Raw genomic sequence first — 14,147 nt, forward strand, 5'->3', positions numbered from 1 at the left:
AGAAAGATTAAATAGCAAAGGAAGATAATTTAGTGGAAGAAAAGATTAAAATTAAATGCCCAAAATACTTAGAAGAATTTAAATGTATTGGAGGAGCTTGTGAAGATAGCTGTTGCACAGCTTGGGATATAGATATAGACAAAGAATCCTTTAAAATATATAAAGACACAAACAATGAAGTTATGAAAAAAATGTTTGAAGAAGAACTTTATGAAAATAAAGAAAAGAGCGATGATAACGTTGATTTTGGAAGAGTTAAATTAAAGCCTAAGAAAAGATGTGCTTTTTTAGATTCAGATAATCTTTGCATCATATATAAAAATCTTGGGGAAGAGTATTTATCAAATGTTTGTACCTGTTTTCCTAGAATCTTAAATAAAGTAGATTCTAGTTTTGAGATGTCTTTAGATGTTTCTTGCCCTGAGGCTTCAAGGATTTTATTATCAAAAGAATCTGGGATAGAATTTATAGATAAAGAGATAGTTTTAACTAAAAGGATAATATCTAGCGAATTAGATACAAATGATAATAGATTTAGTAAAACCCCTTTAAAATATTTTAAAGAAATTAGAGAAAAATCTATAGATATAATAAAAGACAGAAGTTTTAAATTAAACGAAAGAATGTATATCCTAGGTGAATTTTTATATGCTTTAGAGTATGAAAACTACAATGATTTTAGTAATTTAGAAAATCTAATAAATACATACGATACTAAAAAAATATATGATGATTATAGTATGCGTGATATTTCTTTTATTGATAACGTAGAATTTTATAAAGACTTAATAGAAGGCTTAGATGTTTTTAATGAGATTGATAACGAAATCTTTAAAGAATACGCAAGAAAGCTATACGATGGCTTTAAGTTTAATATAGATTCAGAGGATATTTCAATCGAAGAAGAATATATAGAAGGCTACAAAGAATATAATGAAAAGTTTGAAGAAGAGTTTAGTTATATTTTTGAAAATTATTTAGTTAATTTTATATATAACTATATGTTCCCATTTTCAGAATCAGATTATATGTTTGATGGATATATGATGCTTTTAATTAGATATTCTTATATAAAATTCTGTTTAGTCGGAGTTTATTTAAATGATAAGAAAGAAAACAAAGATAATATTATAAGATTTATATCTGCATTCTCAAAAGCTGTAGGGCATCACAAAACATATATGATAGAATTATTAAACTATGTTCGTGAAGAAGAACTTGATAACATGGAATTTGTTAAAATGTTATTACCTAAATATATTATTAAAAAAGATGTTTAGCTAAAAAGCTAAACATCTTTTTCTTACTTAATTCCAAACACTTCTAATTCGTAGATACGAACAGCTGAATCAGAACCTTGAGTAGGTTTTGATACGTTAACTCTTACATATCTTGCTTTTGTAGGTTTAAAAGTATCTGATGAGATCTTTTCTTTATTTTTTCTTATAGAAGCTACTTCTTCGAATTTTTTACCGTCTTCGCTTACTTCTATAGTGTAATCTGATGTATTCATATCAGGGCTTTCGTTTCCAGCTTCTGCGTGTGACATACGAAGTTCAGATACAGTCATAGATTTTCCTAAATCTACTGTTATATTGTGAGGTGGAGTACCAACTGCGCACCATTTAGTATCTAACTTTCCATCTAAAGCGTATTTAGCAGCTTCGTTTGGATTTACAAAGCTTGATGCAGTTACGTCTTTACCTTTTGAAATGTTTGAGTAATTTTTAGCGTTTTTAGTTACAGTTATTACTTTTTCCATCACTTTTGTGTCTTCGTGAGTTCCATTTTTAGCTTTAAGTGAAACTGTGTAAGTTCCTTCTTTTTTATATGAAACAATAGGGTTTTCGTCAGTGCTTTTTTCAGTATCTGCACCTTCAAAAGTCCACTCAAAATCTTTAGAAACCTTTGAACTTAGGTTTTTAAACTCAACAGCTTCAGAAGGAGCTACTATAGTTTTTGATACCTTAAAGTCAGCCCTTGGAATATTATTATCTGGCCACTCCATCTTTACAGTGCTTGATTTGAAGGCTTTAAAATCTTTATTTATAGGAACTACTTCAAATTCAGTAGAGTTTGAAGTTTCATCTCTTTTTAAAGAGTCTACGTAAAATTTATTTTTTAAAGTTGCACCTAAGAATGATTTTGATTTATCATCATTTATTTTATAAATCTCAAAGTGACTTAAATTTTCAGGTGAATCTACATCGTACGAAAGCCTTACTCCAGAGAACATATTCTCTTCTTCAAATTTAGTATTATCTACTTTTAAATTAGAAACATTTACTTTACCAAATGATTTAGATGAAGTTATTGATATATTTCCTATATTAAAAGTAAAGTTATTTGATGAAGCTTTTGGAGTTACTTTATATGATATAGAACTTACAGTCTTATCTTTATATTTTGATACATCAAAAGAAATAGTAGACCAATCTTTATTTATAGTTTTATCTCCATCTATAGTTTCAAAAGAACCGTCATCAAAACCTAAAACTAAAGAAACAGAAGCTTCTCCGTCAGATCTTAAAGCTGAAGTGAATTTAGTTCCTTTTTCTAATTTTAAATCAGAGCTAAATAGTTTTATAGTTGAAGATTTATTTTCTTCTACTTTACCCATAAACTTAATTGAGTTTCCACCATAATAAGCATTAGAGTAGTCTATTGAACCTTTAAGTGAGTTACTTCCTTCGTTTTCTATTATCCATCTGTAAGTAGGCATTACGTCAGCTAAACTTCTATTATTCCAATCTAAGGCTGATACCTTTTCACCGTCTATAAAGAAATTATAACCATTTCCTACGTTAAAGTTTGTATTAAACGGAAGAGAGTTAACTACAGTTTTTTCTATAGCATATTTAGAAACTCCGTGCCATTCATCTTTAGATACCTTCGTATCTTTTGAAGGATCTTTAAATTCGTTTACCCAAAGTCTACTTTCTTTATCTTGGAACTCATCTATAGAGCTAGATGAAAAATAAGTCCAGCTAGGACAATATAATCCTAAAGAAGTGAATGGTAGGTTACCTTTTCCTTCGAATAAATCCCATTTTATAGGTGTGTTTGTCCCGTTTGCTTGAACGTCTATTCCCGCATATAAATCATAAGGATTTATATTTAAATCTTTTGCCTTTTTGTTTGATGATTCAAGTAATTTTTTACTTGCAAGTTCATTTTCAGTCCACCAGAAGTTTAAGAACATACTGTCTGAAACTGATTCTTTATTTCCATCTACTAAAAAGTAATCATTTTTATCAGTTAAAGCGTTTTGCCAATCCATCTTACCATCTTCAGTCATAGAGTCGTACCACATTATTTCAAGGCTATCTTTAGCTTTAGACTTGAATTGTTTTATAAATTCTTGCATAAGAACTGCGTGTTCTTTAGTTAAAGGATTTTTATCAGTTCCTTCTGTTTCTTGGTTTATAAACCATCCGTCAAAGTTTAAAGTTTTAGCAACTTCTATAAGTTTATCAACCATAGGGAAGTTACCATCTTTATCTTTCTTTAGGAATTCATTTAACCACTCTAATTTACCGCCGTGAGTAGTAGTTGGGAAAAAGACTGTACCTAAAACAGGTACCCCGTTTTTGTGGGCAGAATCTGTAACATCAGCGCTAGGAGGAACTATAATTCCTTCACCAGATGATCCTCCCCAATACACTAGCTTATCGATATACTGCCAGTATGTAAAAGTATTTGAACTAAATTTATTAGTTCCTTGTGATGGGTTTCCGCTAGTTGAAGCATTCATAATTGAAATAGCAACAACATTCATATCTTTGTTTTGAGTTTTATTTATCGGTTTTAGTTTATCTTTTGAGACCCTTTCTTTTAAAGGAACAACACTTTTGTTATATTCTATATTTTCATCTTTTCCTGGATTCCATTTTAGAAGTTGGTTTGGAAACCAGTGTGGTGCTGTCGGTCTATTTTCCATAGATAGCATGTCCATCTCTTCAGGTGCTTCACCTGTAACTGTGTAATTAATTGAAGAATCTCTGCTTGCTGAAGTTTGATTATTGCAAGCGATTAACCCTGCACTTATTGATGTAGTTATTGCTAAACAAATTAATAATTTAATATTTCTTTTATTCATATACCCTCCTAAAGCCTAAAATAACTGTAAACGTTTAATAAAATGTTAACATATTTGTATTTATTAACATAAGTGTATTTATTTTAGAAAAAGTGCACAAATTACACTTCGCATAATTTTTTTATTAATTAAAGAAAATTTTAGCTAATTTACTAAAGAAAAGGGTGAAACCGAATTCATTCAGTAAAAGGATAAGTAATTTATAAATTATGAACAATTAAGCAAATATTGTTTACAAATGTTTAATTGATTTAGGTATTTTTATTTGTTACAATTTTTTTACTGTTTTATTAAATGCATAAATTAAAAATTAAAGATTTATACAATTAACAAAAGAATAAAAGGAGAGTTAAGGTATGTGGAAAGATTTTAAAGAATTTGCCATGAAGGGTAATGTAATGGATATGGCAATAGGGGTTGTTGTCGGGGGTGCTTTTGGAAAGATTGTAACTTCATTAGTTAATGACATAATTATGCCACTAGTTGGATTATTAGTAGGGAAGATAGATTTTTCAAACCTATATATAAACTTAAGTGGAAAGGAATATCCTTCACTTCAAGCAGCAAAGGCAGCAGGTGCTGCAACTATAAACTACGGAATGTTTTTAAATAATTTAATAAACTTCTTAATTATAGCTTTTTCAATATTCTTTGTAATTAGACAACTTGGTAAAATTAGATCACTTACTTCTAAGAAAGAAGAAGAAGTTGTAGAAGAAACTGAAAAAGAATGTCCATTCTGTTTTAGTAAGATTAATATAGAGGCAACTAGATGCCCTCATTGTACATCTGTTTTAAAAGAATCATCAGAATTAAAAGAAGAATTAGAAGATAAATAATCTTTTAGATAGCTTATATTTAATGCAAATATAAGCTATCTTTTTTTATCCCTATAAGACTAGATTAAAAGTTAATAAAAGGTAAATTTAATTTTCATAAAGATAGGAGATAATTTTTTTTGTTGTAAAATAATAGAGACAAAAAAGGGGGCGAAAAAATTGAATATATGTTTTAAGGGGATAGACATAAAAAATAGAAATTTTCTATTGCTTTGTTTTATAGGATTATTTCAAGGTCTTATATTTTTTGTGCCTATTCAGACACTATTTCTAAATTCAAGAGGAGTATCCTTAGATAATATATATAATTTAGAATCTATTCTTTTAATATCAATTATGGTTTTTGAAATTCCTTGGGGATGGGTAGCAGATAAAACTAGTTACAAAACTACTTTAATAATAGGTTATGGAATTTCAGCTTTAGGATTTTTAATTATGTATATATCGTATGGGTTTGAAGCCTTTGCAATAATGATGCTTATACGGGGGATTGCAATTTCCGGAAGGTCTGGAGTAGATACAGCACTTTTATACCATTCTATAGGTGAAAATGATGGGGAAAAGGCTTATGGGATTTGGCAGAGCTTTTATATAGTGGGGATAATGTTATCATCTATAGTATCTGGCTTTATAAGTAAGTTTAGTATGGACCTTACTGTTTTAATAACTTTTTTTAGTTATTTTCTAGCATTTATACTATGTTTCTTCTTAAAAGATGTAAAAAGGGATGCAGACTCTAGTAAAAAATCAAGTTTAAAAACATCGTTTAAAGATATAATAAATTTAAAAGAGATGATAATTTTTGTGCTTGCTATAACCTTATTTATTGAGGTATGCACAAATATAGTAGTTTATTTAAATCAACTTCAATATTTAAAGTCGGGGATAGCTGTAGAGTATTTTGGAATAATAAGTGCAGCTGCTCAAGTTTTAGGTTTCTTTTCTTATAAAGTAAACGTATTAACTAGAAAGTTTGGGAAAAGACGAGTTGTTTTAGCTTTTATTTTTTTATTAGGCTTGTCTTTAAGTATTTTAATAAGTACAAGCAACTGGCTTTTATCTATCGTATTTATTATAGTCGTAGAAACTATAAGTTATATGATTTATCCAATAATCACTGATATAGAAAATAAATGGATAAAAAAAGATTCAAAAAATAGAGCGACTATTTTATCAATTTATTCTGTGCTTGGAAGCATTACTTCAGTTATAGTAAATTTTATTATAAGTAGGTTTTCAAATAATAATTTAATAACTTCTTTAATAGTCTGTTTAATAATAACTACATTTAGTTTTATTTTAATTTTTAATAATAAGATTTTAAAAAAATAAAGATAGCTTAAAGCAATTTTAAAAATTGCTTTAAGCTATCTTTTTTAAGATTATATAGAAAAATTAGATAACAGGTTGAACGAAAGTACGTGCTGCTAATTCATTATCTAATAATAGTATAGCGTGTGGATCTCCGTTTATGAATTTTAACTTATCAACTATTCCAGTGAAAGTTTCTTCTTCTTCTGTTTGTTCGTCTACAAACCATTTTAAATAACTTTGAGTTGAGAAATCTCTAGCGTCTATAGCTTCACCCATAAGTTCGTAAATCCATCCAGTTACAGTTCTTTCGTGAGCTAAAGCAGCTTCAAAAACTTCAAGAACTGAATCGAAAGTTTGGTTTGGTTTTGAGATAGCTTCTAATTCTACCTTTCCTCCAAGACGATTTAAATAATCTATGAAAAGGTGAGCGTGAGCTAATTCTTCTTGAACTTGAACGTGGAAGAAGTTTTGGAATCCAGCTAAGTTATGAGATGCAAAATAAAGCTCCATAGCTTGGTATATGTAAGCTGATTCTAACTCTCTATTTAATTGTGTGTTAATCATAGTTGCCATTTTTTCATTTAACATAATGATTCCTCCTTTTTCTATTTATTATAACATAATTTTACTATATAACATTTTTATAAAAGTTACTTTTAATTTAATTATGTGAATTTTAAATCTAATAAATATAAATACATATTTATTAATTGTAATAGATAAAAATAAAGAATGTATAGGGGGATTTATGGTTTTAAAAAAAGGAAGCAAGGGAGAAAATGTATTATTTTTGCAGTATGGACTTCATATTATAGGATTTTCACCTAAAGGTTTAGACTCCATATTTGGAGAAAACACTAAAATATCAGTAGAAAAATTTCAAAAAGCTTTTAAGCTAACAATAGACGGTATAGCAGGAGATAAAACTTTAAACAAGTTAAAAATAGAAATTAAATCTATTCAAGAGATGTTACTTAAAAAAGGAATTAATATAGGGAAGGTAGACGGTATAGCTGGAGTTAAAACTTTTAAGGGTGTAAAACTCTTTCAAAAGATAAAAGGCTTAAAAGAAGATGGAGTAGTAAAGGATAAAACAAAAGAACTTTTATATTTAAAAGACAATTATAGTAATAGTTTTAAAATAGTAATAGACCCAGGTCACGGAGGGAAAGATCCTGGTGCTACATCTAACGGACTTAAAGAAAAGGATATTAACCTTAAGATAAGTAAGGCTTTAAAAGAAGAGTTATTAAGAGACGGGTTTACTGTAAAACTAACTAGAGAAGACGATAGGTTTTTAAGTTTAAAGGAAAGATCTGATATAGGTAATAGCTTTAAGGGGGATTTATTTATATCAATTCACTGTAATTCTTCTTTAAATACGGATGCAAGTGAGACAGAAGTATTTATCTATAACCTTAAAAATAGGGAAACTAAAGACTTAGGAGAAAGGATAGCTTTAGAAATATCTAAAAGTTTAAACTTAAAAAATCGAGGAGTTAAAGAAGGAAATTTTGCAGTTTTAAGGTGCACTAAGATGAAAGCAATCCTAATAGAAACAGCTTTTTTAAGTAACAGAGAGGATTCTAAAAAGTTAAAAGAAAACTTTAGGCTTTTCTCTATAGCAATTAAATCTAAGATAAATTAAAGAATAGAAAAACGCCTATGTGTTATAATTAAGAATAATAAAGAAACAATGTTAAATTGATTTAAGGTGGGATATATTTTGAAATATTTAAAAGATTTAAAGCTTAAAGAATTAAATAATGTTATCTCTATGGCTGTGTTTGGAAGTTACGGAACTGATTTTTTTAAAGATGGCATAAGTGATATAGATATCCTCGTTCTTTTAAAATGCAGAGATGATGTTATGGATGAATTTGACGTTGAAGAAGAACTAATTCCAATTTTAAAGGACTATTTCGAGTATGATGATATTCATCTTACATTTATAACTATGAAAGATTATGATACTATCTTTGCAAATCAATATATAGATAGCATGGATAAACTTATATTAGACCATTATAAAGAAATAGATTTTAGAATATACATTAATAAATATAATAGAGAAAATGAATGGCTAGATAATAAAATAAATAAAGACCTTAAATTAATGGAGGAAAATAGAGATGGCAGCTTATTATAAATATAAAAAGGAAAGCTTAAATTTAAAGTTTAATTCTGCAAAAGATACCTTAAAGCTTATGCAAGGGGCTATAAAGGAATACAAAACTACAGATTCTATATTTTTAAAAAGAGCTATTATAGGGTATTTTCAAGATTTTACAGAATATATAATCGATATGGCTGAAACGTATTTAGTAATGACTGATAATTATGTAGACAGGCTTTCAGGACCTGATTTAATTAAGAAATCTTGCCTTTATGGATTTATAGATGATGATTTAAGCAAATTTTTAGTAGCAGCAGTAAAACTAAGAAATAGATATACTCACGATTATTATAAAAGAGAAAGAGTTGAAGACGATATTTTGAAATATTCTATTGATAAAATGGAATTATTGGAAATATTTTTGAGAATAACTGATGAAAAGATTAGATTAGAAGCAAAAACTGTTTAAAATATTGTATAATATTAGTAAAGGTATAAAAGAGGTGAGATATATGGTTTCTGAAAAAATTGATCTTCTCGTTTTTAATGATGAGGAGCTTAGAAAATCATGTGGTATATTTACTAATTCAAGTTTTAGAAAATGTGCCGCCCTATCTTTAACTTTAAGGGGAATAAGAGCAAATTCTAACAGAATAACTGAAGCTATAAAGATTATAAAAGAAAACACTATAGTATTTTCTAATTTTAGAGGAAATAATCTTTTAAATGTTGCAGTAACAATATCACTTACTAATAATATGACTACAAGTTTTAGAGAGATTAATGCAATTTATGAAAGGTTAAAAAAGAACTTTTTTTCAAATGAGTATTTAGTTTTAGCAGCGCAAATAATATTTAACTCAAGAGATAATATTGATATCTATAAAGCTATAGATAAAACTAAATATGTATACGATTCTATGAAAAAGAATCACTGGTTTTTAACAGGACACGAAGATATTTCAGCTGCAGCTATGATTGCTGTAACTTCTGAAAATCTTGATAAAACTTTAGAAGAGATTGAAGCCCAGTATAAGATACTTAAAGAAGATCATATTTTTGGAGGAAATAAGCTTCAAAATTTATCTCATATTTTAGTATTATTTAATGGGGATGTTAGTGAAAAAGCTAAAAAGGTATCAGCTTTTTCAAAAGAACTTTCTAAAGATAGCATAAGGCTAAACAGTTACGCTTACCCTTTAATTGGGGTATCAGCATTTATAACAGGAACTCCTAAAGAATTTGCAAAAGAAGTTAAAGATACTATAAAAATTATGAAAGAAAAATATGGGTTTGGGACATTTAGTATGTCATCAAATATTCGAAATATGTTTGCTATAGGGATAGTAGCATCAAAATATTCTAGTTTGATAAGCGATGAAGAATCTTTAAAGATAATTAATACTACAAACAATATAACTTTAAATATTCAATTAGTAATCCAAATAGCAGCTGCTAGTGCAGCGGCTGGTGCAGCTGCCGCAGCCGCTGCGTCAAATTAAAATTAAAATTAAAATCCTAGTAAATTTTTAAATTTACTAGGATTTATTTTGCATACAAATATATTTACAGTTATGTTTACATAAAAGTAAACTACAATTTTAATAGTTTAGCCCAAGTATTTTTTCCAACTATTCCATCAGGGTAAAGACCTTTCATCTTTTGAAAATTTATAACTGCTGCCTTTGTAGAAGCGCCGTAAGAACCGTCTGCTCCGTACTTTCCGCAAGAAATCCCAAACTCTATAAGTCTTTTTTGAATAAGGGTTGTTATATTACCCTTAGCTCCACTATTTATAACTATGCAAGAAGCAAGTGTTTTAGGGCCTGCAATAGAATCAACTAAAAGCCCTGAGTTATATTGCTTGTTTAATTCAGCTTGTAATAAACCAATCCATTTGTCTTTAGGTTTTTCTAAATTAGGTTTAGGTTTTTCAGGAGTAGGATTTGGTTTTATAACAGGGTTTGGTTTAGATGGAGTAGGATTTGGCTTTTGGGTTTGATTTGAGTTTGAAGAAATACTTTTATTTAAGATAGCTTCAGCAATTGCCTTTCCTATAGCATCAAAACCGATAGAACGATATAGCTCCACGTCTTTAGTAGCTTCAACAAAGCATGTCTCAATTATCATAGACTTCATAGAAGTTGCGCGAAGTTCGTAAAGCCCAGGTCTTTCAATTACTCCACGTTTCTTAAATCCAAGATTAGTTATATTATTTAAAACTCTTTCTGCTATAGTTATATCAGAATTCTTAGAATAAACTAAGACTTCAGTTCCTATAGCACCGTCGTATTTATCATAAGCTTTGTTAAAGTGACAACTAACAAAAAGCTCTGCACCAAAAGCTGCGGCCTTTTTTACACCATAAACTAAATCGCTAGAAACTGTATTATAACTATCAGGAGGGGTAACGTCTAAAACTTCCTCACCTGCAATTTTTAAATACTTAATAATTGAGTTTTTTACTTTTCTGTCTTCAGTTGTTTCATCGATTATACCTCTAGCCCCTGGAACGCTAAAATTATGACCTCCTCGTACTGCAATTTTCATAAAATTCACCTCGAATAATTTATCTTTAATATATCTATATTCAAAAATTTAAAATAGTTTATTTTAACTATGTGAATTATGAGCTTTAGGCTTAATTTTAACTGATAAATTTCTATAAAAGTAAAATATTTTGAAAAATAAATAATTTTATTGATAAATAGATAAATATAGAATTACTTTATTAATAATGTTACAATATAATCAAGAAAAAACAAAATACTTTATAAATATAGAAAAAATTGTATTTTGATTTACATAATACCTTTTATTTGATGGGAGTTAGAATATGAAAAGTAACAATGATAGTTTAAAGAAAAGAGGATTTTATGAAGATGGTATAGTAGGAAAACCTTTAGAGAAACTAGAGGAATTATTAAATTCAGATTCTGCAAGTGATAGAACTATGGCTGTTAGAGGGCTTATAGAACTTGAAAAATATAATGATTTAGAAGTTGTACATAACCTACTAGAGATGCTTTTAAAAGAAAAAGCATTATACACAAGATTAGAAATCTGCGAATTTTTAAGGCTTAGTGGAGTAAAAGGGGCCAAGCTTATGGTAAGCTACTTAGGTGAAATAGGTAATAACCAATACAAGTCTGTCCCTAAAACTGTATCAAGAAAGAAAACGTATCCTTTGCCTCGTGATTTAATAAGTAGAACCTTTGGACATATGGATAAAGAAGTTATGATAGTTTTATTAGATGTATTACGGAATGGGGATAGAAAGGCAATCTCAGAAGTTATAGATGCAATAGGCTTTTTAGTATATCATAATAGGATTTTATCTACAGAAGAAAACGTTAAAGAAATAATTTTAGCCCTTAAAAAATATTCAAACGATGATCTTTTGAAGTGGAAATTAATAATTTGTCTTTCTGCATTTAATAAGTTAGAAGGAAAAAATGAATTAGAGAGAATTGTATCTAAAACTAGTGGAGTAATAAGGATGGAAGCTAAGAGATCTTTAGAATTTTATAGAATTAGATAAAGAAAAAAATGGTGGTTTAAATACATTTTAAACCACCATTTTTTTCTTTAGTTATAAGGCATTAATTAAAATTAGAATTAGTGGTATACTTAAAATAAAAATAAATAATGAGGTGAGGCTATGAAAAATTTAAAATGGGGAATTTTAGGACCAGGAACAATAGCAAAAGACTTTGCAAAGGCTTTAAATAAGGTTAATGGAAACGTTTATGCGGTAGGTTCTAGAAACATAGAAAAAGCAAACAAATTTAAAGATGAGTTTGGAGTGACTAAAGCTTTTGGAAGCTACGATGAGCTTTTAGATGATAAGGATTTAGATGTAATTTACGTATCAACTCCGCACTCAAACCATTATGAGTACATAAAAAAAGCATTACTTAAAGGAAAGCATGTATTATGCGAAAAAGCGATTACCGTTAATAGTAATGAGCTTAAAGAAGTAAAGAATATAGCAAAAGAAAAAGGTTTAATTCTAGAAGAAGCTATGACTATATATCATATGCCACTTTATAAAGAACTTAAAGAGAGATTAGCTAAAGGAGAACTTGGCGAACTTAAGATGATAAACGTTACTTTTGGAAGCTGCAAAGAAGATGATCCAAACAATAGATTCTTTAATAAGGATTTAGCAGGTGGAGCTCTTTTAGATATAGGAACTTACGCATTATCATTTGTTAGAAGCTTTTTAAGCAAAAATCCTTGCGAGATACTAACATCAGTTAAAAAATACCAAACTGGGGTAGACGAACAGTCAGGAATTATCTTAAAAAATAAAAATGATGAGATGGCTGTAGTAACATTAACTATGAGAGCAAAAATGCCAAAAAGAGGGATAGTTGCTTGTACTAATGGATTTATAACTGTAGATGATTTTCCAAGGGCTAATAAAGCTATAATCACTTACTTAGACGGAAGAGTAGAAGAAGTGATTGCAGGAGATTCAAGCAAAGCTTTAGAATATGAAATAGCTTATATGAGTGATGCTATTTTAAATAATAAAAGAGAAAACACATTAGAGTTATCTACTGATGTTATGGACATAATGGATTCACTACGTGAGTCATTTGGAATTAAATATCCTTTCGAAAGATAGTGAAACAATAAAAACTTCATCGAATTAGATGAAGTTTTTGTTATTTATAAAAGATATACACAGTTAAAATTATTATAAATAAAGCTAAAACAGTATTAAATAAAGTTTGGTATTTAATGCGGTTTTTGTATGCTAAAAATAAAAGAAATATAAATAAAAGAGTTACAGGGATTATATAAATCGAGTTATAAATTATTGTAACTACTCTTAAATAAGAGAGTATTAAAAGAACTTTTGTTATTCTATTTGAATTTGTTATAAAACTCTTAAAATCCATAGTAACCTCCTAAAGATTATTTAAATATAGTATTCCAATTAATTAAATAAAATATAAATACAAATTATTCAAAAATATTGTAAAAAAGTATTAAAAAGGATATCATAAAAATTATAGGGGGTGAAAATTTGAACATATTAGTTTTAGAGGGGAAAAAGTTAATTCGTGAAAAATTAGTAAAAACAATAGAGAAAAACTTTTGGGACTATAGAGTTTACTCTATAAAGAATGTAAGAGAAGCTAGAGAAATCATTAAAAAGAAAAGTATTTCAGTATTTTTCTTAGATATAGATTTGCAAGATAGATTAGGTATAGAGTTTGCAAAAGATATTATAAGAGATGAAAAATATGCATTAGCTAAGGTTATACTAGTTACAGAAGACGAAAAATACATATTAGATGATTTAAGGGCTAGATATAATCATGATTTTTTAAATAAAAACTTTGAAGAAGATGAGATTATAAATATAATAAACCTTTTTAAAAATGGAAGTTTAAATTCAATTAAAGAGGGAAGAAGTATAATTTTTAATGTATCAAACACGATGAAAACAAAGATATTTTTAGAAGACATAATTTTTATTGAGTATATAGATAGAAACTGCATCATAAGGACTAAAAATGGAAAGGTTTTAGCTAAAGGATTTGGGTTACAAAAGTTACTAGAAATCATAGATGATGAAAACATTATAAGGTGTCACAAGGCTTTTGCACTTAATAAAAATTATATCGAGGATATAAAAAAAATAGATAAAAAATCTTTTGAAGCTAACTTTTTTTCTTGTGATGATATAATTCCTATAGGTTATAAATACAAGGATTTAGTCTTAGAGAAGATAGATGATTTAAAAATAGCAAACGCTTAGTTT

General features: G+C 28.0%; 14 protein-coding genes. 10 read left to right on the plus strand and 4 right to left on the minus strand.

Annotated elements, in window-relative coordinates:
* Positions 1-32: 32 nt before the first annotated feature.
* Positions 33-1,280 (plus strand): flagellin lysine-N-methylase, encoded by a 1,248-nt coding sequence (fliB, locus tag INR60_RS10140; RefSeq protein ID WP_194191414.1) that lies wholly within the window; start codon positions 33-35, stop codon positions 1,278-1,280.
* Positions 1,281-1,303: 23 nt separating this feature from the next.
* Here the strand turns inward: fliB and INR60_RS10145 are convergent, their stop codons facing one another.
* Positions 1,304-4,099 (minus strand): endo-beta-N-acetylglucosaminidase, encoded by a 2,796-nt coding sequence (locus INR60_RS10145; protein ID WP_194191415.1) that lies wholly within the window; start codon positions 4,097-4,099, stop codon positions 1,304-1,306.
* Between the two features lie 356 nt (positions 4,100-4,455).
* On the opposite strand from INR60_RS10145, the gene mscL reads away from it, so the two are divergent.
* Positions 4,456-4,938, plus strand: a complete 483-nt coding sequence (mscL, locus tag INR60_RS10150; RefSeq protein WP_194191416.1) for a large conductance mechanosensitive channel protein MscL — start codon at positions 4,456-4,458, stop codon at positions 4,936-4,938.
* 159 nt (positions 4,939-5,097) lie between these two features.
* Entirely contained in the window at positions 5,098-6,270 is a 1,173-nt protein-coding gene (locus INR60_RS10155; protein WP_194191417.1) for an MFS transporter, read from the plus strand.
* Positions 6,271-6,333: 63 nt separating this feature from the next.
* On the opposite strand, the gene INR60_RS10160 is transcribed toward INR60_RS10155, so the two are convergent.
* Complete coding sequence (locus tag INR60_RS10160; RefSeq protein ID WP_194191418.1) at positions 6,334-6,840, minus strand: ferritin; 507 nt, start codon at positions 6,838-6,840, stop codon at positions 6,334-6,336.
* A gap of 160 nt (positions 6,841-7,000) precedes the next feature.
* Between INR60_RS10160 and INR60_RS10165 the strand changes: the two genes are divergently transcribed.
* The 4 genes from INR60_RS10165 to INR60_RS10180 all read left to right on the plus strand — a co-directional run bounded on the left by INR60_RS10165 (position 7,001) and on the right by INR60_RS10180 (position 9,870).
* Positions 7,001-7,900, plus strand: a complete 900-nt coding sequence (locus INR60_RS10165) for an N-acetylmuramoyl-L-alanine amidase (RefSeq protein ID WP_194191419.1) — start codon at positions 7,001-7,003, stop codon at positions 7,898-7,900.
* A gap of 78 nt (positions 7,901-7,978) precedes the next feature.
* Positions 7,979-8,401, plus strand: a complete 423-nt coding sequence (locus tag INR60_RS10170; RefSeq protein WP_194191420.1) for a nucleotidyltransferase domain-containing protein — start codon at positions 7,979-7,981, stop codon at positions 8,399-8,401.
* A complete protein-coding gene (locus INR60_RS10175; RefSeq protein ID WP_194191421.1) occupies positions 8,385-8,837 on the plus strand; it encodes a hypothetical protein in 453 nt (150 codons plus the stop codon). Before INR60_RS10170 ends, INR60_RS10175 begins: the two co-directional genes overlap by 17 nt.
* Positions 8,838-8,880: 43 nt before the next feature.
* Entirely contained in the window at positions 8,881-9,870 is a 990-nt protein-coding gene (locus INR60_RS10180; RefSeq protein WP_194191422.1) for a DUF4003 family protein, read from the plus strand.
* 91 nt (positions 9,871-9,961) lie between these two features.
* Here INR60_RS10180 and INR60_RS10185 read toward each other — a convergent pair whose 3' ends face one another.
* On the minus strand, positions 9,962-10,918 hold the full coding sequence (locus INR60_RS10185) for an N-acetylmuramoyl-L-alanine amidase (protein WP_194191423.1): 957 nt from the start codon (positions 10,916-10,918) through the stop codon (positions 9,962-9,964).
* Between the two features lie 286 nt (positions 10,919-11,204).
* Between INR60_RS10185 and INR60_RS10190 the strand changes: the two genes are divergently transcribed.
* Positions 11,205-11,909 (plus strand): hypothetical protein, encoded by a 705-nt coding sequence (locus tag INR60_RS10190; RefSeq protein WP_194191424.1) that lies wholly within the window; start codon positions 11,205-11,207, stop codon positions 11,907-11,909.
* A gap of 120 nt (positions 11,910-12,029) precedes the next feature.
* Positions 12,030-13,001 carry a Gfo/Idh/MocA family protein gene (locus INR60_RS10195; RefSeq protein WP_194191425.1) on the plus strand — a complete coding sequence of 324 codons (972 nt, stop codon included), beginning with the start codon at positions 12,030-12,032 and terminating at the stop codon, positions 12,999-13,001.
* A 40-nt stretch (positions 13,002-13,041) separates the two neighbouring features.
* On the opposite strand, the gene INR60_RS10200 is transcribed toward INR60_RS10195, so the two are convergent.
* A complete protein-coding gene (locus INR60_RS10200) occupies positions 13,042-13,278 on the minus strand; it encodes a hypothetical protein (protein ID WP_194191426.1) in 237 nt (78 codons plus the stop codon).
* 128 nt (positions 13,279-13,406) lie between these two features.
* Here INR60_RS10200 and INR60_RS10205 point away from each other — a divergent pair, with 128 nt between their 5' ends.
* Positions 13,407-14,144 (plus strand): LytR/AlgR family response regulator transcription factor, encoded by a 738-nt coding sequence (locus INR60_RS10205; RefSeq protein ID WP_194191427.1) that lies wholly within the window; start codon positions 13,407-13,409, stop codon positions 14,142-14,144.
* The last annotated feature ends 3 nt before the right edge of the window (positions 14,145-14,147 follow it).

This window comes from Clostridium chrysemydis, from assembly GCF_015234215.1.
Taxonomy (GTDB): Bacteria; Bacillota; Clostridia; order Clostridiales; family Clostridiaceae; genus Clostridium; species Clostridium chrysemydis.

Coding starts and splice junctions, on each gene's coding strand:
- INR60_RS10145 (WP_194191415.1), bottom strand. CDS start 4,099: ATGAATAAAAGAAATATTAAATTATTAATTTGTTTAGCAATAACTACA.
- mscL (WP_194191416.1), top strand. CDS start 4,456: ATGTGGAAAGATTTTAAAGAATTTGCCATGAAGGGTAATGTAATGGAT.
- INR60_RS10160 (WP_194191418.1), bottom strand. CDS start 6,840: ATGTTAAATGAAAAAATGGCAACTATGATTAACACACAATTAAATAGA.
- INR60_RS10165 (WP_194191419.1), top strand. CDS start 7,001: ATGGTTTTAAAAAAAGGAAGCAAGGGAGAAAATGTATTATTTTTGCAG.
- INR60_RS10175 (WP_194191421.1), top strand. CDS start 8,385: ATGGCAGCTTATTATAAATATAAAAAGGAAAGCTTAAATTTAAAGTTT.
- INR60_RS10180 (WP_194191422.1), top strand. CDS start 8,881: ATGGTTTCTGAAAAAATTGATCTTCTCGTTTTTAATGATGAGGAGCTT.
- INR60_RS10185 (WP_194191423.1), bottom strand. CDS start 10,918: ATGAAAATTGCAGTACGAGGAGGTCATAATTTTAGCGTTCCAGGGGCT.
- INR60_RS10190 (WP_194191424.1), top strand. CDS start 11,205: ATGAAAAGTAACAATGATAGTTTAAAGAAAAGAGGATTTTATGAAGAT.
- INR60_RS10195 (WP_194191425.1), top strand. CDS start 12,030: ATGAAAAATTTAAAATGGGGAATTTTAGGACCAGGAACAATAGCAAAA.
- INR60_RS10200 (WP_194191426.1), bottom strand. CDS start 13,278: ATGGATTTTAAGAGTTTTATAACAAATTCAAATAGAATAACAAAAGTT.